The sequence below is a fragment of the Nocardia cyriacigeorgica genome (assembly GCF_005863245.1).
GTDB lineage: Bacteria > Actinomycetota > Actinomycetes > Mycobacteriales > Mycobacteriaceae > Nocardia > Nocardia cyriacigeorgica_C.
In genome coordinates, this window is sequence record NZ_VBUT01000007.1 from 24,544 (window position 1) to 50,273 (window position 25,730).

Here is a 25,730-nt window from a genome sequence, read left to right on the forward strand (position 1 = left end):
TTCACCGCGACACGGTGCGGGCAGGGCGATCCTCGGTCACGCTCGGTCCGAAGGGTTGACCCCGCCCGCCTGCCGCGGGCCCGGCCACATGGGGAGCACGTGTGATCGATTCCGTCCGCCGCCGTTTCGGCCGGTCCTGGCCGCTGCGGCACCGCCCGACCAGCCGTCGTGAGAGCAGGCCGGCGCCGATCATTCAGGTCGCCGCAGCAACCGGTACCGGGCCCACCGCACTGGCCGCATTCGACGCTGCCCTGCGCGAGCTCGGTGTCGGCGAGGCGAATCTCATCCGGCTGTCCTCGGTGATTCCGGCGGCGGCCCACCTCGAGTCCGCCGATCGGATCACCATCCCGATCACTTGGGGCGACCGCCTCTATTGCGTCTACGCCGCCGGGCACGCCGACATCGCAGGTGCGCACGCCGCCGCGGGCATCGGGTGGACGAGGCGCGAGGACGGTGCGGGCCTGTTCGTCGAGCACGAGGCCGACACGGCCGACGAGGTCGAACACCTTGTCCGAGCCAGCTTGGCCGATATGGTCCGGCATCGCAGCGGACACTTCGGCCCGGTTCGGTTGCACACCACAGAAACTCGCTACGAGGACCGTCCCGCCTGCGCGGTGGTGCTCGCGGCGTTCGGTGGGGCCGGTTGGGGCCGACTATGAACCACTTGCACGTCACGGTCGAAACCGCGATCGGCCGCGAGCCCGCCGAACTGTTCCACGGCCTCTACGAGCAGGCCTTCGGTCCGCTGCGGACCAGGGCAGCGGCCAGGCAGGTGCTGCATCGCGAGGAGTTCCTGGCCGAGATGCGCGATCCACGGGTCCAGAAACACATCGCGCGCACCGGCACCGGCGAGCCCGTCGGGCTGACCACCTTGACAAGGCATTTGGAGACGGTGCCGTGGATCAGCCCCGAGTATTTCATTGCGAGATACCCTGAACACGCGGCCCGCGACGCGATCTACTACGCGGGTTTCACCCTTGTTGCACCAAGTGCGCGACAGGGGGCGGCGTTTCATGTCATGATCGAATCAGTTGTCCGGGTTCTGGTGGCTGAACGTGCCGCGGTCGGCTGGGACATCTGTTCGTACAACAACACTCGGTTCTGTTTCGCCGACGGCATCCGAGCGGTGCTCGAGGAGCAGGCAGACGTCGAAGTAGCAGTTGAGGATTCCCAGACCTACTACGCGGCCCGATTCATCGGAACGGGAGCGATGAAGGGGGGCTGATGGAACTCACCGGAGAGCAGTCGGCGGGTGGGCGATCGCACTTCGGACATCGGTGGCTGCGGTTCGTCCCCGGCGTCGCGATCGTCTTGATCGTGCTCCAAACTCTGCTCGATTCCCCCGCGCTGTCACTGACGACGATGGCCGTCGTGGTGGCCGGCGCACTCACCATGATCGGCACCGGCCTGCGTCGGCATCGCCCGCGGCGGCCGCTGCCGTGGTATCTGCTGTCGGCGTCGGCGGTGTCGTTCGCGGCGGGCATCGCGCTACGCGATTTCGCCGGCACCGACACCCGTCCCCTCGATGACGCCTTCACCCTGGCCGGCTACCTCGGCATCGGAGTGGCCGCGGTGTTCTGGTTGCGTCCCCGCCAGCTTCACACCGATTACGATCTGCTGCTCGACTCCGCGCTGATCGGGCTCGGCGCCCTGCTGGCCTCGTGGACCTTCCTGATCTCACCCGCGCTCCGCACCGACGGCCACCTCGGCCACGCCGTGGCGACGGCGATCTATCCGATCCTCGACGCACTGCTGCTGGCCCTGGTCGCCTACTCGGTGGCGACGACGACGCGTTCGGAGACATCGCTGCGCTTGCTGCACGGCGGGCTGCTGCTGGCCCTGCTCGGCGATCTCGGCTACAACCTCGAGGTCGCCGGCACTCCGGTGGCGGGCCGTGACGTGCTGCTCGCACCGCTGCTGCTGGCCTACACCCTGGTCGGGGTCGCCGCCCTGCATCCGACCATGACCTCGCTCGGCGCACCCCATCCGATCCATCCGCACCATTCCCGCCAGCGCGCCAGCTTTCTTGCCGTCGCGCTGATCGTGGCGTCGCTGATCCCGGTGGTGGGTTCGCGCCTCGGCACGGTGGACCGGGTGGTGGTGTCGACGCTGTGCGCGCTGCTGCTGATCGGGGTGCTGGTGCGCAGCGAGCGCGCCATCGTGCGCAGCGCACGCAGTGAGAAACGCGCCCAGTACCAAGCCGACCACGACATGCTCACCGGGCTGCTCAACCGGTCGGCGCTGTTGCGGGCGCTGGCGCGCAATCGCGGTCACTGGGCCGAACGACCGCTGTGCCTGCTGTTCATCGACCTCGACGGATTCAAGATGATCAACGACAGCTACGGCCACGCCGTCGGCGACGAACTGATCGCCAACGCGGCCTCGCGGATCCGCCGGGCAGTGCGCCGCGAGGATGTGGTGGCCCGGTACGGCGGCGACGAATTCGTCATCCTCGCTCCGCTCGACCGGCAGGAGGCCGACGGCCTCGCCAAACGGCTGCTCGCCACGTTCATGCGCCCATTCGAACTCAGTGCGGGCGAGGTGCCGATCACCGCAAGCATCGGCCTGGCGTGCAGTGGCCCGCGCGCCGCCGAAGCCGACATCTACGACCTACTGCGGGAAGCGGATTCGGCGATGTACCACGCCAAGGAGTACTCCCTCGGCTACACCTTCTACGACACGTTCCGAGACGAGACGCGCGCGACGCCCGAGACCGTCCGCCGCCCCTGGCAGCGCGAGACAGCGGTCTGAGCGCCGCCCGGGCGGGTCAGTCGGGCAGCTCGGCGAGCAGCTTCTTGGCCTCCTCCAGCTCGGCCTGCAACTGCTCGACCTTGGCCAGCTGCGCGACCCGCACTGCCTCCATGATCCCGCCGACCACCTCGGAGACTTCGGGGTGCAGCAGTTTCGCGGCCTGCGCGACGGCGGCGCTGTTCACCGGGAGCGCCCGCACGGTGCGCTTCTTACCGTTGACCACGTCGACGCTCCACTCACCGTCGGCGGTGCCGCTGATGGTGACTGTGACCTCGGCCGCCTTCGACTTGCGCGCGGGCGCCTTGGCGGCAGGCTTCGGCGGTGCGGGCGTAGCGGGCTGCTGACGCGCCGGGGCGGGCTTGACGGCACCGTTCGAGGCGGCAGACTCCTGCGCCGGTTTCGCGGCAGCGGGTTTCGGGGCCTGCTGCGGGGCGGGAGGAGTGGGCGCGGTGCTCGTCGGGGCCGACGGCTTGGTCACGGTGGGTGATTCCTTCCTGGTGGTCGACTTCGGCTGGGCGACGGCCTTGTCCCGCGCGGGCTTGGTCATCGTCACCTCGGCCGGGGAAAAGGACAGCACATCTTTGGAACCGGTGGGCCGGATCTGCAGGAAATCACCGTCGGACGGCTCACCGAGGGCGATGACCTTGCCCGAGCGCCCTTCCGGTATTCCCACAGCCGCGGCGGTGAACCACACCATCGGCGGGCGACCATCGGCGATCTCGGTGGCGATCTGCGCAATCTCGGTGTCCGACAAGGGTTGCGGTGTGTTCTTGGACTTTGTTCGCGGCGACGACATGGGGCTCTCCGGGCAATTCTCGCGTTTCGTGAAGGGGCCTGCGTGCACAGATGATGCCGCACCGCACCGACAAGTTCTCCCCGCACCCGGCGAATCCGCCCACCCGAGCACGCCCGGACAGCCCTGGCCGATCCGCATCGATCGGGCCGATCCCGCTACCACGACGAGCCGGTTGCGATAAGAATAGAACACGTTCTAGGAATAGTCCCGCTGGTGCACGGACTCGGAACAGGCAAGCCCGGACGCTCGGCGAGGCTCCCGGGAGAAACGAACGGCAGGAACCGCGATGACCGAAACCGTCGATCAGCAGGCGCTCACCATGGCCGCCATCGGCAAGCTCACCGGCCCCGGTGGGCCGTTCGAGATGACAGTGCAGCAGGTACTCGGCGCGCCGACACCGTTGCTCGTGCACCGCGAACGCAGCCTGGCCGATGTGCTCGCGGCCTCCACCCGCTGGGGCGATCGCGACTACCTGGTCACCGAGCACACGCGGCTGTCGTTCACCGAGCACGCGGCCGCCGCGGGCGCGCTGGCGCGGGCGCTGCGCGATCGCTACGGCGTCGGCAAGGGCGACCGGGTCGGCATCCTGGCCGCGAACACCCCGGAATGGGTGGTGGCATTCTGGGCGGCGCAATGCCTCGGCGCGATCGCGGTCGGTTACAACGCGTGGTGGGCTCCGCCGGAGATCTCCTACGGCCTCGGCCACACCACGCCCTCGGTGCTGATCGCCGACGCCAAACGCGCCGCCCGCGTCGCCGAATTGGGCATCGACGTTCCCGTCCTCATCATGGAGCACGACATCGCGGCCCTGATCGCCGAGTTCGGCGGCGGCGAGCTGCCGAAAACGCCGGTGGCCGAGGACGATCCCGCCGTCATCCTGTACACCAGCGGCACCAGCGGACGCCCCAAGGGCGTCACGCATTCGCATCGCAACCTCATCTCCGTCATCGGCTACCACCGCTTCAACGACGCGCTCGCGGCGGAATTGACCGGAACCCCCGACAACGGTGGCAGGCGATTCCTGCTCACCTCACCGCTGTTCCATATCGCCAGCCTGCACAATCTGGTCGTTCCGCGCCTGGTCAGCGGGGATACCGCGGTCATCCATCAGGGCTCGTTCGAGGCCGACCGGGTGCTGCGGCTGATCGAGCGGGAGCGGGTCAGCAATTGGGGCGCCATGCCGACCATGGCGACGCGCATGCTCGAATGCGATCTCGGCGCCTACGACCTGTCGTCGCTGCGCGCGTTCTCGCTGAATTCGGCGCCGTCCTCGGCGGCGTTGCAGCAGCGGCTGCGCGAGCAGCTTCCGGTGGCCCGCACCGCGCTGGTCACCAGTTATGGCCTCACCGAATGCAGCACGGCGGCCACCCTGGCCGCACCGGCCGAGCTCGCCGCCTTCCCGGATACCGTCGGCCGCCCGGTGCTCGGGGTGTCGGTGGAGATCCACGACGAGACCGGCGCCCAGCTGCCCGACGGGGAGGAGGGCGAGATCTGGGTGCACGGACCGTACGTCATGCTCGGGTACTGGAACGATCCCGCCGCGACGGCGGCCGCGATCACCCCCGATCGCAAGCTGCGCACGGGCGACATCGGCGTGCTGGAGGACGGCAGGTTGCGGCTGTCCGGGCGGCGCTCGGATCTGATCCTGCGCGGCGGCGAGAACGTCTACCCCACCGAGATCGAGCAGTGTCTCGACGAACATCCGGCGGTGGTGGAGAGCGCGGTCCTCGGCGTGCCGGATCCGGATCTGGGTCAGGCGGTGGCCGCAGTGGCGGTGGTCGAGAACCTCACCGACACCGATGAAGACGAGTTGCGCGCGTTCGCCGCCGAGCGCCTGGCCTACTACAAGGTCCCGGCCCGGTGGCGGCTCACCACGACCGCGCTCCCGCGCAATGCCACCGGGAAGGTCATCCGCGCGGGTCTGGAGCCGTGATCGCCCGGCTACAGCGAGACGATCAGCAGGAAGAGCGCTGTCTGGATGGTCTGAAACAGACGGTTCAGGTTCTGCTGGATTTCGGCGCTGCCCATGCCCGGCCTCCATTCGTCCGGCCGACGCACTCCCGAACGGGAGCGGTTCGGTATCCCTCCAGTGTGACAGAGCGTCGCGGTAAGGAAAGCCCCTGTTCACCTGGGCAGAGCCACCGTGGCATCGGTCCCGGGCGCCAGCAAACTAGAACTCGTTCTACCATGGGGAGGACCGCGGTGCCGCGGTCGGTTCGACGAAGGAGTTACCGTGCCCCTGGACGCATCCGGTGCGAGCCTGCTCGCCGCCGTCAAGGCCTCGCCACGGGCTGTCGCCGCACATGACCGGCAGGCCTGGGTCGGCCTGTTCACCCCCGATGCGACCGTCCGCGATCCGGTCGGCGCGCGCCCGCACACCGGTCGCGAGGCGATCGAGAGGTTCTACGACACCTTCATCGCACCCAACACCATCGAGTTCCGCGTCGACAACGACTTCACCGGGCCCGGCGTCGTCGTCCGCGATCTGAGCATCCTGACCACCATGTCGACCGGCGCGCAGGTGCTGGTGCCGATGCATCTGCGCTACGACCTGACCGAGGTCGACGCCGACCTGCGGATCACCCATCTCGCCGCGCACTGGGAGCTGCCGGCGATGGTGGCGCAGCTACTGCGCACGGGCGCACGGGGATTCGGCGCGGGCATGAAACTCGGCGCGGCCCTGGTACGCAATCAAGGTCTTGCCGGCGCGGCGGGCATGGCCCGCGGCTTCACCGGCGTCGGCCGGGCAGGCAAGCGGGTGGCGACGGAGCTGTTCGACGCGGCGACCGCCGGCGACACCGCGCACGTCCGCAGACTGCTCGGCGCGGGCACCGTCATCGAATGCCCCGCGGGCACGATCGTCTCCGCCGACGAATTCACCGCATGGGCGGGCGCGGGCCTGCAACCCGGCAAGATGATCGCAGCCGGCCGATCCGTCACAACGAGCGCGCTCCGGGCCGGCACACCCGCAGTGATCACCCTCGAATTCGCCCCCTACGCCCCCCGAATCCACCACGTCACCGCCTTCACCGAACGGGTGCCGGACGAGCCTCGCACAAGTTCCGGCGCCCTCGCATAGGCTCCAACCCGTCAAAAACGCCACAACCTATGCGGGAACCGCGTGAGGATAGTGGGCGCGGGTCGGGTTGGTTACTGTTGCGCGCGGGTCCAGACGATGCTGGGCGGGATGTCGCGTAGGACCGGCAGGCGGTCGAAGATGGGGGCGGTGACGGCGAGTACGCCGTGGGACGGGCCGTAGGACCTCACCCGGATTTCGGCGAACTTCGGGCTCCACTGGCGCAGCAATCCTTCGATGCGGCTGCGCTCGACGCCCCACGGCATGGGCGGCGCCGTGTAGGCGGGCGTCTTGCGGTAGCCCTTCATGGTTTTCCGGGAGAACCAGGGCGGGATCGTGTCGAACATCAGCTCGACGCCGGGGAAGCGCTCGACGATTGCCACGCACAGGCGGCGTACGTCGTCGGGCTCGAAGTACATGAAAAGCCCCTGCGCCGAGACGAACACACCGCGCTGCGGGTCCTCGACGTGGTCGAGCCAGGACAGGTCGAGCGCGCTGACCGGCAGATGACGGCAGCGGTCGGTCGCGGGCAGGTAGCGCTCGCGGATCTCGATGGCCTCGGGCACGTCGACACACAGCCACCGCACCGTGCCGTCGTCGCAGCGCTGGAACTGGGTTTCCAGGCCGGCCGCCAGTTCCACGACGGTGCCGCCCGGATGAGCGGCCAGCCAGGGGCGCAGTACCTCGTCGAAGCGCAGCGAGCGGACGGCATGGGTGCCGTCGGGTTTGCCGAAGGCCGCCTCGTAGTCGAAGTCGATGGATTCGTAGATGCGCACGCATTCCGCATCGCGCAGCACGGCGTCGGCGCGCAACGACTCACTGGCCCGGTTGTGCAAGGTCCACAGCATGGTCAGCGGGATACCGCTGAGCCCGACGTCACCGCTCATCAGATCCACCTCTTCCTGCCGCCGCGACGGCCGTTACCAGGAGGGATATCTCGGGTATGGGTAGCCTAACCACGAATCGGCCCGGGTAGGGTTCCTCGAAATGCGGGCGGGCCGTCGGCGGCCGAAACCACCGACGGCCCGGGACCTCGGTTCATGGGTGTCAGGAACTCACGCCGCTGAGCTCGTTCGGGCTCTCCGGCAGGCTCGCCGAGGCCGTCACCGCGCCGGTGGCGAGGTCGACGCGGTGCACCGACTTCGCTGCCGTATCGGTGACGTAGGCAATACCGTCGCGCACGAAGAGCGCCGGTCGCGGCTGCTGCCATTCCAGCGGTTCCTGCCACGGGTCGAGGACCGGGATGGTCTTGGTGACCGTGCCCGCGACCGCGTCGATGACGTGAATCTTGCCGTCGGTGCCGAGCACGAGCGCTTCACCCTGCGGGCCACGAGCCAGCGACCGGAAGGTGTAGCTGGTGCCGATATCGACCAGCCGTAGCGTGGCGGTGGTGGTGTCGATCAGCGAAATCTGCTGCGGGCGTTCGAGTTCGGCATCCTTGTCCTGCTTGTAGTCGCCGAGCACGATGGGCGAGACCTCGCTGCCGGCCTGGTTGCCGATCCGCCCGTACGGTGTCGGGCTGGTGACCTTGGTGATCTTGCCGTCGCGGTAGATCAGCGCGCCGGTCTGGCAGCCGACGACCACGGCCTCGCCCTGTGCGGTCGCTTCACCGTGCACGCCTGGGCAGTCCTCGTTGCGGGCGATCTCCTTGCGGTCGGCGTCGAGCACCACGATTCCGGTGCGCGATTCCTCGGTGCCGACGGTGAGCACCAGTTCGCCGTTGGCCATTTCGATCGCGACACCGTGATGCGGCGCGGGCGCCTTGTACACCTGGGTTTCGGGCTTGTCCTCACCCAGCCGGGTGGGGTCGAAGGAGGTCACTTCGCCGCTGCCGTCGGCGAACAGCACAGTGCGCCCGGCGTGAACGACGACGTGTCCCGGCTTCGCCGCGGGGAAGTCGACCCCGGTGAATCGGCCGTCGGCGGCGTCGAGCACCCGGAAGCCGTCCGCGGTGGACACCAGCATGTGCCGGTCGTCGCCGGCCGGGTTGAGCCGGTTGAATCCGTCCAGCGCGATATCGCCGGTGGTCGCGAGGGTGTCCGGGTCGAGCAGGTAGATGCCGCCGTCGTAGGTGACCGCGAGCGGGGCCTCGACAGGCGCTGCCGCCTGTTCTGTCTCATCGCTGCCGCAGCCGCTGAGCGCGACCGCCGCGGTCAGCAGGCCCGAGAGCGCCACCGTTGTGGTGCGGGTCCGAGTACGCATGTTGCTCCGTTTCCGTTGTACTGCTGAAGTTCTCGGCGTGAACGCACCGCCGGTGTTCACGGGGCCAGCCCGCTGACGATGGCCTCGGTATTGGCGCGCATCATCTCCAGATAGCTGCCCGCGCCCTGGCCGGGCGGGGTCAGCGATTCCGAATGCAGCCCGACCACCCGGACGTGCACGCCCGCCTGTTCGGCGAGTACACGCGCGAGCCGGTCCGGTTGCGCCGAATCCGCGAAGACCGCGGGCACGCCCGCATCGCGAATGGTGGCGGCCAGGTCCGCCAGATCCGATGGGCTCGCTGAGGCCAGGGTGGTGCCGCTCGGTATCACCGCACCCACCACCGCGAATCCGAAACGCTGTGCCAGATAACCGAAGACGTGGTGATTGGTGACGAGGTTGCGGCGCTCGGCCGGAATGCTCGCGAAGCGCTGGGTCATCCAGGCGGCGAGCCCGTCCAGCTCGGCCAGGTAGTGGTCGGCGTTCGCGCGGACGACACCCGCATCGATTCCCGGCACATGCGCGACGACCCGATCGCGGATGACCTCGACCGCACGCCGCACCCGCTGCGGATCGGTCCAGAAATGCGGATCCGGCAGCCCTGCCGTCGCTCCGGAACCGAAAGCTATCGGGTCGATCTCGGCCCCGACGTACACCGTCGCCACCCCGGCGTCGGCGGCGGCCTCGACGTTCCGGAGCACGCCCTCTTCCAGGCCGAGACCGTTGGCCACGATCAACCCCGCCCGCTCCAGTCCGGCGGCCTGCTGTGCCGATACGGCGAACGAATGCGGGTCGCCCGCACGCGGCATGAGGACCGACACCGGGGCGGCGTCACCGACGATCGCCTGGGTGATGTCGCCGAGAATGTCGGTGGTCACCACGACGCCACCGCGGTCAGGCCCGGAATCCGCGCATCCGGTAAGGGCCATCATCGCGGCGAGCAACGCGACGATCATTCGGGCGAGAACACTCATCGGCCGGTCTCCACCATCAGTTCCGGTGCGATATCGAGGGTGAAAGTCCGTGCGATACGCAGGTTGTCGTTGTAGTCGATCTCGTGCACGACACGCGCGGCCGGATCGTTGACGTAGGCGCGATTGGCGTCGACCACGATGACCGGGGCCGCCGCACCGGGCGCGAGCGGCGCGGCGAGCACCGTGGTCCGGGCGACCTCGGCGCCGGTCACCGGGTCGTAGCCGCGCAAGACGCCGTCTGCGGTGAGCGCCATGATCGGCGTGCCCGCCCCTGCGGTGTTGGTCGCGACCACCGGCCCGGTGGAGATGCGCGTCCATCGCTGGGCGCTCACATCGAGGACCCCGACACCGTCCGGGCCGGAGCGCGCCACCAGGGTGGTGCTCGCTGGGCGGTGGAAGAACGTGTCCGCGGGCTCGACCATGCCGTCGGCCGGCGCAATCCTGGTGGCGACGAAACGTCCGTCCTGCTCGGCCACCAGCACGGCCCCGTCGGCGCAACCGATCACCACGCCGCGGCGAGTGCCTGCCTGGCCGCGTGGATCCGGGCACGGCGCGTCGAGGGCGGTCACCTCGGCGCCGTCACGGGAACGCACCTCGAGACGACCCGAACGCGACGCGACCACCAGCCGCCCCGCGAACGGGACAACGGTCGCGTCGGAAATCGCACCCTGTTCCCGCACCGAACCTTCGTCCAGGGCAGCGCGATCCAGCAGGGTCGACCCCGTCGCCCCGATGACGGTCGCGATCGTCTTGTCGCTGTACGCGGCCGTCACCGGACCGGCGCCGACCCGACCGATCTCCCGCGCGGCGGCGCGGTAATAGTGCACGTGATCGCCGTGATCGACCATCCAGCTGCCGCTGTCGACCACCTGTGTCGACGCCGCACCCGACAGATACGCGTAGCGGCCGTCGCCCGCGATCGCGGTAACACCGGGAACCGGTCCGAGTTCGATCACCTCCTCGGTGATCAGATCGACCACCCGGACGGCTCCAGAATTGCGATCCGCGACAACCAGTCTCGGCTGCGCCTCGGCCGTCTCCTCCGCACCTGCGACATAGCCGTGCGGCGTCGGCTCGGCGGGCGCGGGTTCGGTGCCTGCGCCGCAGCCGATGAGCGGGAAGACCAGCGTCAACGCCGCGGCCACCGTCACCGGCGCGGTCGCTGTGCGCAGGTTCAACCGCTCCCGCAGCCGGGAGACCAGCGCGGACAGGAAAAACAGCCCGACCGCGGCCCCGGCGATAGTCGCGCCCGCGGCCGTACCGGCATGCCAGGAGATGAGCAGCCCGATCACCGTCGCGGCCGAACCGAACACCGCCGCCAGCGCCATCACCATCGGAATCCGGTGCGCGAACAACATCGCCGCGGCCGGCGGAGCGATGAGCAGCCCGAACACCAGCAGCGTCCCGACGATATGAAACGACGCCACGATGGCGAGGGTGAGCAGACCGACGAGCGCGAACTGAGCGCGCCGTGGCGCCAACCCGAGGGTCTGCGCGGTGCGCGGGTCGAAAGTGAGCGCGAGGAAGGCGCGATGCCCGAGCACGGCGACCACCAGCGCAATCAGCAAGGCGGCCAGCAGGAACAGCAGGTCCCGCTGCCCCGTCGCCAAGACGTCGCCGAAGAGGAAGCCGGTGAGGTCGACCGCGAAAGACTGCGACCGCGACACGATGATCACACCGATAGCCAGCATGCCGACGAACAGCAGACCGATGCCGGTGTCGGCCGATCGGCGCCGATTGCGGCTCAGCACAGTCACTCCCGCCGCCATCGCGGTTGCGCTCGCCGCCGCACCCAGCAGCAGGTTCCCGCCGAGCAGCGAGGCGATCGCGACGCCGGGCAGCATGCCGTGCGCCATCGCGTCGCTGAGAAAGGCCATGCCGCGCACCACAACCCACGTTCCGGCGATCGCGCACAGGCACGAGACCAGCAATCCGCCCCACAGCGCCCGCTGCACGAAAGACACCTCGAACGGGGCGAATAGCCAATCCATGATGCGACACCCTAGAATGGAAACGATTTTCATTACAAGTTAAGTGACGGGAGTCGCATCGTGCAAACACCGGATATCCGACTGACCGGAATCAGCGCGGGCTACCAGGGCCATCGGGTACTGCACGAGGTTTCCGCGACCCTCCCGAACGGCAAGGTCACCGCCCTGCTCGGACCCAACGGGTCCGGCAAATCCACACTGCTGGCCGTGCTCGCCGGCGTGGTGCCGCCGCTGGCCGGAACCATCACCGGACGCGACGGCCTTCGCCCCGCCTTGGTCGTGCAGCAAAGCGCGGTCCCGCCGACTCTGCCGATCACCGTCCGCGAGACGGTGGCGATGGGCCGCTGGGCCCATCGCGGGCCGTGGCGCAGGCTCAGCGGCGGCGACCACGCGATCGTCGACGAATGCCTGGATCGCCTCGCCATTACCGACCTGGCCGACCGCCGCCTCGACACCCTCTCCGGCGGGCAGCGCCAACGCGCGCTGCTGGCCCAAGCCTTGGCCCAGCAGTCACCGCTGCTGCTACTCGACGAGCCGACGACCGGGCTCGACCTCGAAGCCCGCGAACAGATCACTCGCACGATCGCCGAGGTCAGCGCGGCGGGCGTGACCGTCGTGCACGCGACACACGATCTGGACGACGCCTTGCGCGCCGACCACTGCGTACACCTGCGCGACGGACACGCCGTGAGCGAAGGCGAACCACGAACCACGCTGCTGGCACGTTCGTCCTGATCAGGCCGTTCCCACCGCTGACAGCGGCATCAATTTCATACCGGCCTGTATGTGGGGTTTACTGAGACGTCTAGTCTCAGTAAATTGGTCTATAGCGAGACCTACACCACACGCACGAGGAGACTCCGATGACGCCGTCGACTGTGCCGCTCACCCACGATGTCGGTAAGGACTACCGAGACGCTCTCCAGACACTGTCGGAAGGGTCGGTCAACCGGCGCTTCGACCCATACCTGGACATCGACTGGGATTCACCGGAACTGGCCATCGATCCGAAGGACCCACGCTGGGTCCTCTCACCGGAGATCGATCCGCTCGGCGCCACCCAGTGGTACCGGAGCCAGCCGCTCGAGCGGCAGATCGAGATCGGCCGCTGGCGCATCGCGAACTCCATCAAGGTCGGCGCCGCGTTCGAGACGATCCTGATCCGCGGAATGATGCAGTACATCATGAAGCTGCCCAACGGGTCGCCGGAGTTCCGCTACTGCCTGCACGAGATGACCGAAGAGTGCAACCACATCCAGATGTTCCAGGAGCTGGTCAACCGGATCGGCGTGGATGTGCCGGGCATGCGGCCGATCTTCCGGGCACTGTCGCCGTTCATCGGCGTGGCAGGCGGATACGCGCACGTCATCTTGTTCATCGGCATCCTCGGCGGTGAGGAACCGATCGACCACTTCCAGAAGGCGCTGATCCGCGATGGCGCGAATCTGCCGCCGATGGTGTTGCGCACCATGGAGATCCACATCGCCGAGGAGGCTCGCCACATCTCGTTCGCCGGCGAGTTCCTCAAGGCGCATATCGCGAAGATGAACCCGGTCAGCACCCAGGTCTGCGCGATCGCGTTCCCGCTGGCCATGCGCTGGCTCGCCGGCGAGATCATCGCCCCGCCACGCTCGTTCGCGGAGAAGTTCGACATTCCCCGCGAAGTGATCAAGGAAGCGTTCTGGCGCAGCCCGCAGTCACGCAAGATCCTGTCCGGCTACTTCGGTGATATGCGGGCGCTGGCCGACGAGATCGGGTTGATGAACCCGGTCACGCGGCGGTTGTGGAATGCGCTCGGCATCGGCGGCGATCACGCCCGCTACCGCAGCGAGCCCGACCGCCGGGTCCGGCACGCGGCTTGACTGTGCAGGTCAGCCGGAGGGTGCGCCGGGCCCGCTGAAATCACGCAGGATCGAGGACAGTTCGCGGTCGGGATCGACGTGTATGCCGCTGGTCCTGGCCGCGCCATCGAGTACGAACCATGTGATGGTTGCGAGTTCGTCGACGACCTGCGCTCTGGTTCGATCCGGCGCCGGATCCGATACCCAGGTCGACAGCACGCCCTCGACCATCGTCACGACCGCGAACGGCACCGAATCGAAGGGACTGGAGTCGGTGCCCATCAGTTGGGCGACCGTGGCGATCAGCTCGCTGCCGCGGGCGGCTATCCGCAATTTCAGGCGGGCCACGGCGTCGACGGTGTCTTCACCCTCGTACGCCGGGCCCGTCCGGGCGAATTCGGTCAGTCGCGGGTGGTCCGACATCCAGTCCGCGACCGCGCGGATGGTGCGGGTGAGGATCTCGCGCACCGAGCCGGTGGACATGTCGAGTTGTTCGTCGAGCTCGGCGGCGAAATCGTCGATCAGGTAGGACCGGATGCGCCGGTCCAGCTCTTCGCGTCCGCTGAACTGCCGATATACCACCGATTTGGCCACTCCGGCCCGTTTGGCGATGCGATGCACCGGGATATCCGCCCCGGGCGGACTCTCCTCGAGCAGTTCGACCGCGGCCCGCAGGATCGTCAGCTGGCGCTCGCTGTTGTGCCGCTCCCAGCGAGCCTCATAGCCACTGACCGCCCCCGGTATCTGCGGTTGCGGCGAAACCACCGACATGCCAGGCAGTGTACCGAGGCAGGCACCGCCCCCGTGGCGATGCGCCGGGGCGGCCATCGCGGTACCGGTGGTGTGGGCTCGCGTAGATCCGGCTCAGCGGGGCCGAAAATGGTTATGGCCCGGAACCTGGGGTTCCGGGCCACGGTTGTAGCGGGGACAGGATTTGAACCTGCGACCTCTGGGTTATGAGCCCAGCGAGCTACCGAGCTGCTCCACCCCGCGTCGGTAAACACCAGCTTACACACCTGCGGCTCGAGAACGTAATCGACTGCGGTGGCGGGACATTTCGTGTGGTCAGCAGGGTGCGAGGCCGCACGACTCCCGGTTCCTGAGAGCAGCCGATGCGTCGGCTCGGGGCCTCGAGCGCGCCTGGCCGGGCGTCATCCGGGCAGGGCGTCCAGGACATCACCCACCTCGCAGATGAACCGGCCTGCTGGCGTGAGTCCATCATGCGCGGCGCTGCCGGTTCCGCCGTCACGGTCGTGGTGGCGTCTTTACCGCGTCGAGCGAGCTGCGGTCGGCCGCAACCTCTCCTCGCCGACCGGCCAGCGACAGCGCCCGCGCGGTCCGCCCCGGCTCGGCGCGTCGAGGCCGGATCGCAACAGTAGGTCGCGCGAATTGCGAGTGGGTTCGAGGAGGTTCCGCACGAGCCCTGCACTATTCGGCTGGAGGCGTGCAGCGAATGCTTCTGAATTATCTTTCGGTCAGCGATATTCGGTCTTGCCGCCGAGCTGCTGGATACTTGCCGGTTTGCGGGGGTCGGGCCGATAGGCCGCCATGCACTCGGCGAGCCACCCGGCACGCGGCCGGATCGGGACTCGGCATAGCAAAAGACCAGGCCCGGAGGCTGGCGCCTCCGGGCCTGGTCTGTAGTAGCGGGGACAGGATTTGAACCTGCGACCTCTGGGTTATGAGCCCAGCGAGCTACCGAGCTGCTCCACCCCGCGTCGGTGAACACAACATTACACACGGGTTCGCGGCGATCGCAAACCAGCAGGTCAGACACATTTTCCGCACTACTCGACCCGCGCCGATCAACTCGATGACGGCCGGGCAGACGACGGCCGGCGACCACGAAGCGACTTGTTCGACGCGTTCACCGATGACCGGAGCCGGCGGTCGGCCTTGCCGTCCCACCACCGAGGCGCAGGCACCGAGACCGGGTTGCCGGGCGATAGCGAGCCACTGAAACGGGCCGATCGTGTGACCGGGGCAACGATTTCGGAGTGATCCCGAACACATAACGGTGTTATCACAATCGCCATTGGGTAAGGGCGAATCCTGTTTCTCACCAGCGAATACGCTCTAATGCTACCGATTCACGTGGATTCACCGGCAATAAATTGGAAGTTATCAAGACGTGATCGAACGAGATTTGTTCGTTACCGTCGTTGCCACGGCCCGGATCAAACCGAGATGGGCTAGAACCCGAACCGAAGAACACCGGAGACCCTGTCCCGCGGTTCGGAGTACCCCGACATCACACCTGGGGACAGGGGCCGACGGAGAACATCCGCCGCGCTGGTGGGCACAGGGAGGGAAACCACATGACTAAGAACCGGAAGTTCAGCACCCGCGCCCTCGGCCTGACCGCCATTGCTGGGGCTCTCGTTGCCGTCCCGTTCGGTCTTTCCACCGCCACCGCTTCGGCCTACTCGGGCAACTGGGACGCTGTCGCGGCCTGCGAGAGCGGCGGCGACTGGTCCATCAACACCGGTAACGGCTACTACGGCGGCCTGCAGTTCTCGCAGAGCACCTGGGAGGCCAACGGTGGCACCGGCTACGCGCACAACGCGAGCCGCGAAGAGCAGATCCGCGTGGCCGAGAACGTGCTGGCCACCCAGGGCCCCGGCGCCTGGCCGGTGTGCGGCGCCTACCTCTGAGTTCAGCAGGCGTCTGACGCCTGACTCAGCAGCGCAAACGAAACGGCGCTGTCATCCAGTGGATGACAGCGCCGTTTCTGCGTCGTCAGCTGGTCGGCGACCGGTGAGCGAGGGCGCGGGATCGAACCCGCGCCCTCGAACCCGCGCTCACCGGATCAGCGGCCGGCGTCCTGGTAGGCCTTGACCGCGGCCTCCAGTTCATCGAGCGCCTTGCCGAAGTCCGCGAAGTTGCCCGTCCGCATCGCGGTGCGCACGGCCTCGATCTTGCGGTCCAGCTCGGCGGCCGCGGCATCCTTGGCTCCCGAGGAACCGGCAGGCGGTGGCGGTGTCGAACCCTCGGCCGGCGGCGGTGCGCCGTTCTCCGCCGGTGGCGGCGTCGAACCCTCGACCGGGGGCGCCGTACCCGGCTGCGGCCGGATCGCCGGATCACCGCCCGGCGGAGTGGCCAGCGCACCCGCGCCCGGCAGCACCTGATTCAGTGCCTCGGCCAGCGTCGAGGCGTAACCGACCTTCACACTGCCCGCCTGATCGCGGTAGCTGACCAGCACCCGCAGCAGCTGCGGGAAGGTCGCGGTGTTGGGTCCGGTATTGCGCTCGTTGTAGAACGGCTCGACATAGAGGATGCCGCCGTCGGCGACCGGCAAGGTCAGCAGATTGCCGTATCTGATCTTGTTGGAGTTCGACAGCAGGGTCTTCTCCTGGGAGACCTGCGGCGCCGTCGTCATCGTGTTCTGCGTCTGCTGCGGACCCTGGGTCTGAGTATCGGTCGGCAATTGCAGGATGCGGAACTTGCCGTAACCCTCCGGATCGGAGCGCACCGAGATATAGGCCGACAGGAACTGCCGGTTGTAGCCGACCATCGCGCTGGTCAGGTTGAACACCGGCTTGCCGGTCTCCGGATCGCCGAGCAGCACGTAGTACGGCGGCTGGCTGGCGGTCACGCCCTCGACGGTCGGGTCGGCGGGCACCGACCAGAACGCGTTGTTGGTGAAGAACTCGCGCGGATCGTCGACGTGGTACTTGGTCAGCATCTCGCGCTGCACCTTGAACAGATCCTCCGGATAGCGGAAGTGCTCGCGCAGCTCGGGGCTGATCTCACTGGCCGGCTTCACCGCGTCCGGGAACACCCCGCGCCACGCCTTCAGCACCGGATCGGAGGAATCCACCTCGTACAGGGTCACCGTGCCGTCGTAGGCGTCGACGGTCGCCTTGACCGAGTTGCGGATGTAGCTGACCTCCTTGCGCGGCAGCAGGCGGCCGGTCTTGCGGTCGATGCTGTCCTCCACGGCGCCTTCCAGCGAGGAAATCTGCGCGTAGGGGTAGTTGTCCAGCGTGGTGTAGGCGTCAACGATCCAGACGATGCGCCCGTCGACGACCGACGGGTAGGTGTTGCCGTCGGTGGTCAGCCACGGCGCCACCTTCTGCACCCGCTCACGCGGATCGCGGTTGTAGAGGATCTTGGACTCCTCGCCGATGGCCGAGGAGAACAGGATGTTGCGCTCGGCGTACTTGGCGGCGAAGGCCAGCCGGTTGAACCAGTTGCCGATCGGCACGCCACCGGAACCGTCGTAGGTGAAGCGGGCATTGTCGGTGTCGTATTCACGGGGAGTCTGGCCCTCGGTGGCGCCGACGATCGCATAGTCCGGGTTCGACTGGGAGATCAGCTCGCCGTAGTAGATGCGCGGCTGATCGACCTTGATGCGCTGGTCTTCCTTCTTCGTGGACAGGTCGCTGACCATGAAGATCGGATAGCCGGAATCGCTACTGCCGCCGGCGGCGTTGGGATCGTCGGACTGCGGCCGGTTGACGCGGTTGGCGGGCGCGGCCACGAAGCCGTTGCCGTGGGTGTAGACGGTGTGCTTGTTGATCCAGTCGGTCTGGTTGCCGGTCAGCGACGACGGCGACAGCTCGCGTGCGCCGACGATGAAGTCCTGGACCTCACCGTTGATCGTGTAGCGGTCGATATCCAGCGACTCGGGGAAGCCGTAGAAGTTCTTCAGCTGACGCAGCTGGGTGAACGTCGGCGACAGGATGTTCGGATCGAGCAGCCGCGCATTGGCGATGGTGGCGTGGTCGACCGGGACGCTCGAGGGGTTCTTGCTGCTCTCGCCCGAGTAGGCGACGTAATCGATCTTGTCGTCGGTGATCCCGTAGGCCTTGCGGGTGGCGGCGATATTGCGCTCGATGTACTCGCTTTCCTTCTCCGCCGCGTTCGGGCGCACCGAGAACTGCTCGACCATCAGCGGCCAGACCGCCCCGACCAGCACCGAGGACAGCACCAGCAGCGCCGCCGCCATCGCGGGCACGCGCAGATCGCGCAGCACGATGCCGGCGAAGAAGGCGATGGCGCAGATGATCGCGATCGACATCAGGATCAGTTTGGCCGGCAGCACCGAGTTGATGTCGGTGAACGAGGCACCGTTGAAGGTGGGTTCCTTACGGCTGCTCATCAGCAGCTCGTACCGGTCGAACCAGTACGCGATGGCTTTGAGCAGCACGAAGGTTCCGGCGATCACCGCGAGCTGGATCCGCGCGGCGTTGGTGAGGGTGCCTTCGCGGCCGGACAGGCGCAGCCCGCCGAAGACGTAGTGGGTGACCAGGTTCGCGAAGAACGCGATGACGATCGCGACGAACAGCCAGTTCAGGATCATCCGGTAGAACGGCAGATCGAAGGCGTAGAAGCCGACGTCGAGGTTGAACTCCGGATCGGTCTCGCCGAAGGAGCCGCCGTGCAGGAACAGCTGCACGGTGACCCAATTCGATTGCGCCACCAGCCCCGACAGCACGCCGAGCAGCACCGGGATGCCGATGCCGAACAGCCGAAGCCTGCTCATCACGGTGGTGCGGTAGCGCGCGATCGGATCGTTGGGCCCGGCCGTCGGGACGAAGACCGGCCGCGAGCGGTAGGCCAGCATCAGCGCCGCCCACACCACCAGCCCGACCAGCAGCCCCACCACGGCGAAGATCGCGATTCTGGTCCACAGCACCGTGACGTAGACGTCACGGAATCCGACCTCACCGAACCACAACCAGTTCGTATAGGTGTCGACCAGTCGCGGTCCCACCAGCAGTAGCCCCGCCAATACGACGGCCGCCACCAGCAGCACACGGCTGCGGCGGGACAACGAAGGTAAGCCCGATGGGGGCCGCATGCCCACGATGCCACTCTCCAGGGTCCGGCGGCGCCAACGCCTGCACGCCGCAGTCCGATGTTCGATTGGTCCATTTCGGACCGTTGGCGCCCACTCTACGGAAATCGGACACCGCACAGGCGGCAGGGCGGGAACGCGATCGTCGCGCCGCCGCCACAGCAGCGACCGCCGCATGCGTACCCGCTCTCCGGAGACCTGCGCCGCCCGATACAACGGCAGGTCGTAGCCAGTTCCGTACGAGAGCGAGAGTCCAACGAGGTCCGGTCGCACCCAGCTCTGAACCACACGAGACGCTCGCAACCAGACACAACGGCCGGTGAACCCCATTTTTCGAGCGAAGCGAGACCGAGCCCCAAAGTTCGCGGCCCGTCTCGCGTTTCCGCTGCCGCTGCGCAAGCCGAAGGCAAGCAGCGGCAGCGGAAACGCGAGACACCCAGGGGCCGCGAACCCGCGGTGCCGCAGGCGCCGCCGATCAAACACAGCCCCGCGAACCCGCGACGCCGCAGGCGGCGCAAAATAGGCACAGTGAGCGCTGACCTGCATGCTGAAATGATCCTCGCCCGGTCGGTCCGGGAGGTGGCCGAGTTCGTCGACGCCGAGGGGTGGGGGCGTCCGCCGCAGATGTTCGCGCTGGTGCCGACGGCCGATCTGGTGGCGGCCGAGCCTGGTCTTGCCGATCAGGTCGATGCCGGCGACGAGTTGACTCCTATTGCGCAGGAGCCGTTTCCGGAGGATGTGACCGGCGGGTCGATCGCGTTGGAGGAGGTCCTCGCCACCACCAGCTGGCCGCCCGCGGTCGCCGGTTGCGTGCTGGTGCAGGAGATCGTGGTGTTGCCGCCGACGGCGGAGAGCACCCTCGATGACGCGTTGACGCCGTTGCTCGCCGACGACGATGCCGCCGATGCCGCGGGCCGGGCCGCCGCGCACGCGCACCCGGAGCGGCGGGAGGCCCGTCTGTTCGCGGCGGCGTTGCGGGAGGGCAGCACGCTGTGCCTGCTTCAGGTGCGCCCCGATGACGATGCCGACGAGTTCGCCGATCTCGAGCTGCGGACGTATCCGAATCTGGCGTCGAACGTGGTCGAGGCGTTGCAGGCCACGCTGGACTGATCCGGCGCGGGTACGGACCGATCCCCGTGAACGGTGACTATCCGCAGGTCACCGTCTCACGACCGGCGCTGAGATCCTCCAGCGACTGCACCGCGCCCGCGAGGTTTTCGACCTTGACCAGGCGCAGCCCGTCGGGGGTGCGCTGCCTGGCCTCGTTGCAGTTGGCGGCGGGCACCAGGAAGGTTTCGGCGCCCGCCTCGCGCGCGGCCATCATCTTGTACTGGATGCCGCCGATCGGACCGACTTTGCCGTCCTGGTCGATGGAGCCGGTGCCCGCGACGAACGTGCCGCCGTCCAGTTCGCCGGGAGTGAGCTTGTCGATCAGCGCCAGGCTGAACATCAGGCCCGCCGACGGCCCGCCGATGTCGGCGAGGTTGAAGGTGACCTCCATGGGCGGACGGGCGCCTTCACCTGGGGTGACGCCGAGGTAGCCCTTGTTCGGATCGTCCTCACGCGCGCCCAGGGTCACCTCGACGGTCTGCTCGGCATCGTCGCGGCGGATCACCATGGTGATCTTGCTTCCCGGCGGCAGTTTCCCGATCGCGTCGACGACGTCCTTCGGCTCGTTCATCGGGACACCGTTGATGCTGACGATCTGGTCGCCTTCCTCCAGCACCGCCTTGGCCGGGCCGTTGTCGGCGACGGTGCGCGCGAGCACAACGGTGGGCAGGCCGAGGAAGTTCATCGCCGCGACTTCGGCGTTGCTCTCGGAGTCCTTGAAGTCCTGCTGGTTGGACTTGTCGATCTCCTCACGCGACACCCCGGGCGGATAGACCTCCGAGCGCGGCACCAGCCCGTGCTCACCGCTCACCCAGAAACCGATCGCCTCGAAGATATTGAGACCGTCGCGCACGGAGACGGTTGTCATATTGAGGTTGCCGGTGGTCGGATCCACCTCGACACCGGTGACGTCGACGACCTGTTTGCCGTCCACTTCGCCGAGTGTGTTGAACGTGGGCCCAGGGCCGAGTGCGACGAAGGGCACGTTGAACCAGCTCCCCGCGACGCCCAGCACGAGCACCGGGATCAACGCGACGAGCAGAGTGATGATCCGACGATTCACGCGGCCAACAGTAGCGAGCGCTGCCGTGGCGGGGCGGCACCGGCGGAGGTTTGGCGGTTCGCGGGTGCCGGGCCGGGTTGCCGTGAGCGCGTTCACGGATGGGTGCGATTTCGCGGCGCGCGAACATCGTCGCCGGTCCGCGCCGCGTAACGTAATGGGTATGAGTGACCATCCGTTCGGATTCTCGAACCGCGACGACGACGATGACCGCAAACGAGGCGAAGAGCCGAGCGGTTCCGGCGCGGGCGACCCGTTCGGCTTCGGCATGGCCGGTTCCGGGGCCGGCGGATTCGATCCCGCGCAGCTGGGGCAGATGCTGACCTCGCTGGGCCAGATGCTCAGCGGTATGGGTCAGGGCATGGCCGCCCCGGGCGCGCAGAGCGGCCCGGTCAACTACGAGGTCGCCAAGCGGCTGGCCCGCCAGCAGCTGGGCGCGAGCGTGACCCCGGTGTCGGCGGGCACCGCCAGCGCCGTGGCCGACGCCGCGCATCTGGCCGAGGTGTGGCTCGACGGTGCGACGACGCTGCCCGCGGGCGCGACGAAGACGGCCGCGTGGACGGCCAACGACTGGATCGAGGAAACCCTGCCCACCTGGCAGCGGCTGTGCGATCCGGTGGCTCAGCAGATCTCCGGCATGTGGACGGCGAACCTGCCCGAGGAGGCCAAGCAGTTCGCGGCCCCGATGATGGGCATGCTCGGCCAGATGGGCGGGCTGGCGTTCGGCTCGCAGCTCGGCCAGGCCCTCGGCCAGCTGGCCAAGGAGGTGCTCACCTCCACCGATATCGGTCTGCCACTGGGACCCGCGGGCACCGCCGCACTGCTGCCCGCCGCCATCTCCGAGTTCAGCGCCGGGCTGGAGCAGCCCGAGAGCGAGATCATGGTGTTCCTCGCCGCCCGTGAGGCGGCCCATCAGCGGCTGTTCGGACATGTGCCGTGGCTGCGTCAGCAGGTACTCGGCGCCGTCGAGGATTACGCGCGCGGCATCAAGATGGATTTCTCCGCGCTGGAGGAGGCGGCCCAGAGCATCGATCCGATGTCGCTGACCGATCCCGGCAAGCTCGAGGAGATCCTGTCGCAGGGCACCTTCGAGCCGCAGACCACGCCCGAGCAGAAGCAGGCGCTGGAACGGCTGGAGACGCTGCTGGCCCTGATCGAGGGCTGGGTGCAGGTGGTGGTGGCCGAGGCGGTCGGTGAACGCCTGCCCGGTGCGGGTGCGCTGGCCGAGACGCTGCGCAGGCGCCGCGCCACCGGCGGTCCGGCCGAGCAGACCTTCGCCACGCTGGTCGGGCTGGAGCTGCGGCCGCGCAAGCTGCGCGAGGCGGCCGCGCTGTGGCAGCGATTGACCACCGACGCCGGCATGGAGGCGCGCGACGGCATCTGGGCGCACCCGGATCTGCTGCCCGACGCCAGCGACCTCGACTCCCCCGCCGGTTTCATCGATGCGGTGATCGGCGGCGGCGCGAATGCCTTCGACGATCCGCTGGCGCAGCTGGCCGAGACCGAGGCCAGGGAACGCGACGAGCGGAAGAAGTCGGGTGACTCGGGCGAGGAGCCCGGCGGCGAGACCGCTTCCTGATCGCCGGGGCCTCGGCCCGCGGGGTACGTCGACCGGCTGGACGCAGATCGGCAGTGCGGTGATGCTGTTCGACCACGACTTCCGGCCCGCACCGCACACGTGAGCACCGGGCGCGCGACGAGGCGCCGCCGTCGATCGACATCGATGGGTCGAAGCTGCTCGCCCCGCGGTTCGACCTGAGTCCAGCCTGTGGATAACTACCGGTTTCGCGACGGATCGCAAGCCCGGAACTCCGCATACTGCTGACCATGACATCCCTGTGCCTGCGCGGGCCGATGCTGCATCCGCGCCTGCTGGTCCTGACTCGGCCTTCCGGTGCGATCCAGCTGGGCTGGGATCCGGAGTCGGCGCGGCAACTGGCGATACCCGGGGTCGGCACCGATACCCTGCGGCGATTCCTGGATCTGCTCGACGGACTGCGCACCCGCCCGCAGATCATCTGGCGAGCCACCGAACTCGGCCTCACCGCCCAGCGCGCAAGTGAACTGCTGGCCACCTTGGATGACGCCGGGCTGCTGCTCTATCCCGACACCCCGGCCGGGCAGGTGCGCCGGGTCCGGGTGCACGGTCTCGGCCCGCTCTCGGATGCGCTCGCCGCTGGTCTGCGGCGGTTCGGGCTGCGGCCGGAACGATCGCGCGGCGGCAGGCTCGATCTGCGGCTGCGTCCGGATCTGGTCCTGTTGACCGACACCCTGATACCGGACCCGCGCCTGATCGACCAGCTGCTGCGGGAGCGGATCCCGCACCTTCCGGTGCACATGCGCGACGGGGTCGGCGTGGTGGGACCGCTTGTGCTGCCCGGCGAGACCGGCTGCCTGCGCTGTGCCGATCTGCTGCGCGCCGACTACGACCCGGAATGGCCTCGGGTGGCGGCGCAACTGCTCGGCCGGGTCGGCCATGGTTCGCGGCCGGAGATCGAGGCCACCGCGGCGCTGGCGTTGCGTGAGCTGGAGTCGATCATCGCGTGTTCGGCGCGCAGGCGCCCGGCCGTTCTGCATGCCCAACTGGAGCTCGATCCCGGGCCCTACCGCCTCCGGATCCGGCACCGGGCACCGCACGAACGCTGCGCTTGCCGCCGCATTCACACCGATCACGGTGCCCGAATGTGACGGGTACCACTCTACAACGCCGATTCTCAGCGGATTTCGATGGCACAGCGGCGGCCCGGTCCGCCATGATGGGTACGTGTCCGAGATCGTGCGCCGCAGCTCCTCCCGCAACGCGAAGTTAGCCAAGATTCCCCTCGGGATCGCCGGACGAGCCGCTGTCGGTTTCGGTAAGAAGCTGGCCGGTGGTGACAAGGGCGAGATCAACGCCCAGCTGAACCAGAAGGCCGCCGAGCAGCTGTTCACCGTCCTCGGAGAGCTCAAGGGCGGGGCGATGAAGTTCGGCCAGGCGCTCAGCGTCATGGAGGCCGCGGTTCCCGAGGAGTTCGGCGAGCACTATCGCGAGGCGCTGACCAAGTTGCAGGCGGCCGCCCCGCCGATGCCCATCGACACCGTGTACCGGGTGCTCGATCAGCAGCTCGGCACCCAGTGGCGGACCAGATTCCAGTCCTTCGACGACGCCCCCGCCGCCTCGGCCAGCATCGGCCAGGTGCATCGCGCGGTGTGGTCGGACGGGCGCACGGTGGCGGTGAAGGTGCAGTACCCCGGTGCCGACGAGGCCCTGCGCGCGGATCTGAAGACCCTGTCGCGGATGACCGGCCTCATCTCCTCGGTCATCCCCGGCGCCGATGTGAAGCCGATCCTCGCCGAGATCACCGAACGCACCGAGGAAGAACTCGACTACCGCAACGAGGCGAACAACCAGCGCACCTTCGCCAAGGCCTACGACGGGCATCCCGAGTTCGTGGTGCCGAAGGTGGTGGCCAGCGCGCCGAAGGTGATCGTCACCGAATGGCTCGACGGCACACCGGTTTCCGCGATCATCGCCGCGGGCAACGCCGATCCCGAAGGCACCAGCGAACTGCGCAACCGGGTCGCCACGCTGATGGGCCGATTCCATTTCTCCGCACCGGAACTGGCGGGCCTGCTGCACGCCGATCCGCATCCGGGCAACTTCATGATGACCCCGGACGGCAAGCTCGCCGTCATCGATTTCGGTGCCTGCGCGCCGCTGCCCCATGGTTTCCCCGAGGTGCTCGGCCGGATCCTGGCGCTGGCGGTCGACGAGGAATTCGAGGCGCTCACCGCGCTGCTGCACGAGAACGGCTGGGTCATTCCCGGGCGGGTGATCACTCATCAGGAGATCGCGGATTACCTGCGCCCGTTCACCGATCCGATCAAGTCCGATTCGTTCCACTTCACCCGTAAGTGGATGCAGCGGGTGGCCGGGCGGGCCTCGGATTTCAACAGTCCGGAGATGAAGACCGCGCGCGCACTCATGCTGCCCGCCGAACACGTCATGATCTTCCGGGTGCTCGCGGGCTCGATCGGCATCGCCGCTCAGCTCGATGCCGAGGTGCCGTTCATGCAGCTGGCCGCGACCTGGATGCCCGGCTTCCGCGAGCAGCGCAACAGCGCCTAGGCCATGCGGGCGCGCACTCCG

19 protein-coding genes, 2 tRNA genes and 1 pseudogene are annotated in these 25,730 nt (G+C 68.1%); 12 read left to right on the forward strand and 10 right to left on the reverse strand.

What is annotated here, in order from left to right; genetic code table 11:
- Positions 1 to 101: 101 nt before the first annotated feature.
- From FEK34_RS18460 to FEK34_RS18470, 3 genes are read left to right on the forward strand one after another with little or no spacing between them, the layout of a single operon-like run.
- Entirely contained in the window at positions 102 to 659 is a 558-nt protein-coding gene (locus FEK34_RS18460) for a pyruvoyl-dependent arginine decarboxylase (protein WP_249359376.1), read from the forward strand.
- Positions 656 to 1,225 (forward strand): hypothetical protein, encoded by a 570-nt coding sequence (locus FEK34_RS18465; protein WP_138449229.1) that lies wholly within the window; start codon positions 656 to 658, stop codon positions 1,223 to 1,225. Before FEK34_RS18460 ends, FEK34_RS18465 begins: the two co-directional genes overlap by 4 nt.
- A complete protein-coding gene (locus FEK34_RS18470) occupies positions 1,225 to 2,751 on the forward strand; it encodes a GGDEF domain-containing protein (RefSeq protein WP_138449231.1) in 1,527 nt (508 codons plus the stop codon). Before FEK34_RS18465 ends, FEK34_RS18470 begins: the two co-directional genes overlap by 1 nt.
- Positions 2,752 to 2,767: 16 nt before the next feature.
- Here the strand turns inward: FEK34_RS18470 and FEK34_RS18475 are convergent, their stop codons facing one another.
- Positions 2,768 to 3,505 carry a DUF6319 family protein gene (locus tag FEK34_RS18475; protein ID WP_138449233.1) on the reverse strand — a complete coding sequence of 246 codons (738 nt, stop codon included), beginning with the start codon at positions 3,503 to 3,505 and terminating at the stop codon, positions 2,768 to 2,770.
- Between the two features lie 328 nt (positions 3,506 to 3,833).
- Between FEK34_RS18475 and FEK34_RS18480 the strand changes: the two genes are divergently transcribed.
- The gene (locus tag FEK34_RS18480; RefSeq protein WP_138449236.1) at positions 3,834 to 5,480 is read left to right on the forward strand and encodes a class I adenylate-forming enzyme family protein; all 1,647 of its coding nucleotides are present in this window, start codon (positions 3,834 to 3,836) and stop codon (positions 5,478 to 5,480) included.
- Between the two features lie 300 nt (positions 5,481 to 5,780).
- Positions 5,781 to 6,626, forward strand: coding sequence for a nuclear transport factor 2 family protein (locus tag FEK34_RS18485; RefSeq protein WP_138449238.1), 846 nt, complete (start codon positions 5,781 to 5,783; stop codon positions 6,624 to 6,626).
- A gap of 71 nt (positions 6,627 to 6,697) precedes the next feature.
- Here the strand turns inward: FEK34_RS18485 and FEK34_RS18490 are convergent, their stop codons facing one another.
- The 4 genes from FEK34_RS18490 to aztB all read right to left on the reverse strand — a co-directional run bounded on the left by FEK34_RS18490 (position 6,698) and on the right by aztB (position 11,787).
- Entirely contained in the window at positions 6,698 to 7,510 is an 813-nt protein-coding gene (locus FEK34_RS18490) for a class I SAM-dependent methyltransferase (RefSeq protein WP_138449241.1), read from the reverse strand.
- 160 nt (positions 7,511 to 7,670) lie between these two features.
- A complete protein-coding gene (gene aztD, locus FEK34_RS18495) occupies positions 7,671 to 8,825 on the reverse strand; it encodes a zinc metallochaperone AztD (protein ID WP_138449243.1) in 1,155 nt (384 codons plus the stop codon).
- 56 nt (positions 8,826 to 8,881) lie between these two features.
- Positions 8,882 to 9,796 (reverse strand): zinc ABC transporter substrate-binding protein AztC, encoded by a 915-nt coding sequence (gene aztC / locus FEK34_RS18500; RefSeq protein ID WP_138449245.1) that lies wholly within the window; start codon positions 9,794 to 9,796, stop codon positions 8,882 to 8,884.
- Complete coding sequence (aztB, locus tag FEK34_RS18505) at positions 9,793 to 11,787, reverse strand: zinc ABC transporter permease AztB (RefSeq protein WP_138449248.1); 1,995 nt, start codon at positions 11,785 to 11,787, stop codon at positions 9,793 to 9,795. The genes aztC and aztB overlap by 4 nt, the downstream gene beginning before the upstream one ends.
- Before the next feature lie 60 nt (positions 11,788 to 11,847).
- Between aztB and aztA the strand changes: the two genes are divergently transcribed.
- A complete protein-coding gene (gene aztA / locus FEK34_RS18510; RefSeq protein ID WP_138449250.1) occupies positions 11,848 to 12,522 on the forward strand; it encodes a zinc ABC transporter ATP-binding protein AztA in 675 nt (224 codons plus the stop codon).
- A gap of 128 nt (positions 12,523 to 12,650) precedes the next feature.
- Positions 12,651 to 13,649, forward strand: coding sequence for an AurF N-oxygenase family protein (locus FEK34_RS18515; protein WP_138449252.1), 999 nt, complete (start codon positions 12,651 to 12,653; stop codon positions 13,647 to 13,649).
- A gap of 9 nt (positions 13,650 to 13,658) precedes the next feature.
- On the opposite strand, the gene FEK34_RS18520 is transcribed toward FEK34_RS18515, so the two are convergent.
- The 3 genes from FEK34_RS18520 to FEK34_RS18530 form a co-directional block, all read right to left on the reverse strand.
- Positions 13,659 to 14,399, reverse strand: a complete 741-nt coding sequence (locus tag FEK34_RS18520; RefSeq protein WP_171048277.1) for a TetR/AcrR family transcriptional regulator — start codon at positions 14,397 to 14,399, stop codon at positions 13,659 to 13,661.
- Between the two features lie 148 nt (positions 14,400 to 14,547).
- Positions 14,548 to 14,621, reverse strand: a tRNA-Met gene (locus tag FEK34_RS18525).
- A gap of 651 nt (positions 14,622 to 15,272) precedes the next feature.
- Positions 15,273 to 15,346 (reverse strand) — tRNA-Met (locus tag FEK34_RS18530).
- 600 nt (positions 15,347 to 15,946) lie between these two features.
- Between FEK34_RS18530 and FEK34_RS18535 the strand changes: the two are divergent.
- A pseudogene (locus FEK34_RS18535) lies at positions 15,947 to 16,279 on the forward strand (transglycosylase family protein); the annotation flags it as partial.
- 158 nt (positions 16,280 to 16,437) lie between these two features.
- Here FEK34_RS18535 and FEK34_RS18540 read toward each other — a convergent pair.
- Complete coding sequence (locus FEK34_RS18540; RefSeq protein ID WP_138449255.1) at positions 16,438 to 19,440, reverse strand: UPF0182 family protein; 3,003 nt, start codon at positions 19,438 to 19,440, stop codon at positions 16,438 to 16,440.
- 543 nt (positions 19,441 to 19,983) lie between these two features.
- Between FEK34_RS18540 and FEK34_RS18545 the strand changes: the two genes are divergently transcribed.
- On the forward strand, positions 19,984 to 20,541 hold the full coding sequence (locus FEK34_RS18545) for a PPA1309 family protein (protein WP_138449841.1): 558 nt from the start codon (positions 19,984 to 19,986) through the stop codon (positions 20,539 to 20,541).
- A gap of 37 nt (positions 20,542 to 20,578) precedes the next feature.
- On the opposite strand, the gene FEK34_RS18550 is transcribed toward FEK34_RS18545, so the two are convergent.
- Positions 20,579 to 21,604 (reverse strand): YlbL family protein, encoded by a 1,026-nt coding sequence (locus FEK34_RS18550; protein WP_171048278.1) that lies wholly within the window; start codon positions 21,602 to 21,604, stop codon positions 20,579 to 20,581.
- Between the two features lie 160 nt (positions 21,605 to 21,764).
- Between FEK34_RS18550 and FEK34_RS18555 the strand changes: the two genes are divergently transcribed.
- The 3 genes from FEK34_RS18555 (at position 21,765) to FEK34_RS18565 (ending at position 25,709) form a co-directional block, all read left to right on the forward strand.
- Positions 21,765 to 23,180: a zinc-dependent metalloprotease gene (locus FEK34_RS18555; RefSeq protein ID WP_138449258.1), complete on the forward strand. Its 1,416-nt coding sequence runs from the start codon at positions 21,765 to 21,767 to the stop codon at positions 23,178 to 23,180.
- Positions 23,181 to 23,428: 248 nt separating this feature from the next.
- The gene (locus FEK34_RS18560; protein ID WP_249359378.1) at positions 23,429 to 24,289 is read left to right on the forward strand and encodes a hypothetical protein; all 861 of its coding nucleotides are present in this window, start codon (positions 23,429 to 23,431) and stop codon (positions 24,287 to 24,289) included.
- Positions 24,290 to 24,365: 76 nt separating this feature from the next.
- Complete coding sequence (locus FEK34_RS18565) at positions 24,366 to 25,709, forward strand: ABC1 kinase family protein (protein ID WP_138449261.1); 1,344 nt, start codon at positions 24,366 to 24,368, stop codon at positions 25,707 to 25,709.
- The last annotated feature ends 21 nt before the right edge of the window (positions 25,710 to 25,730 follow it).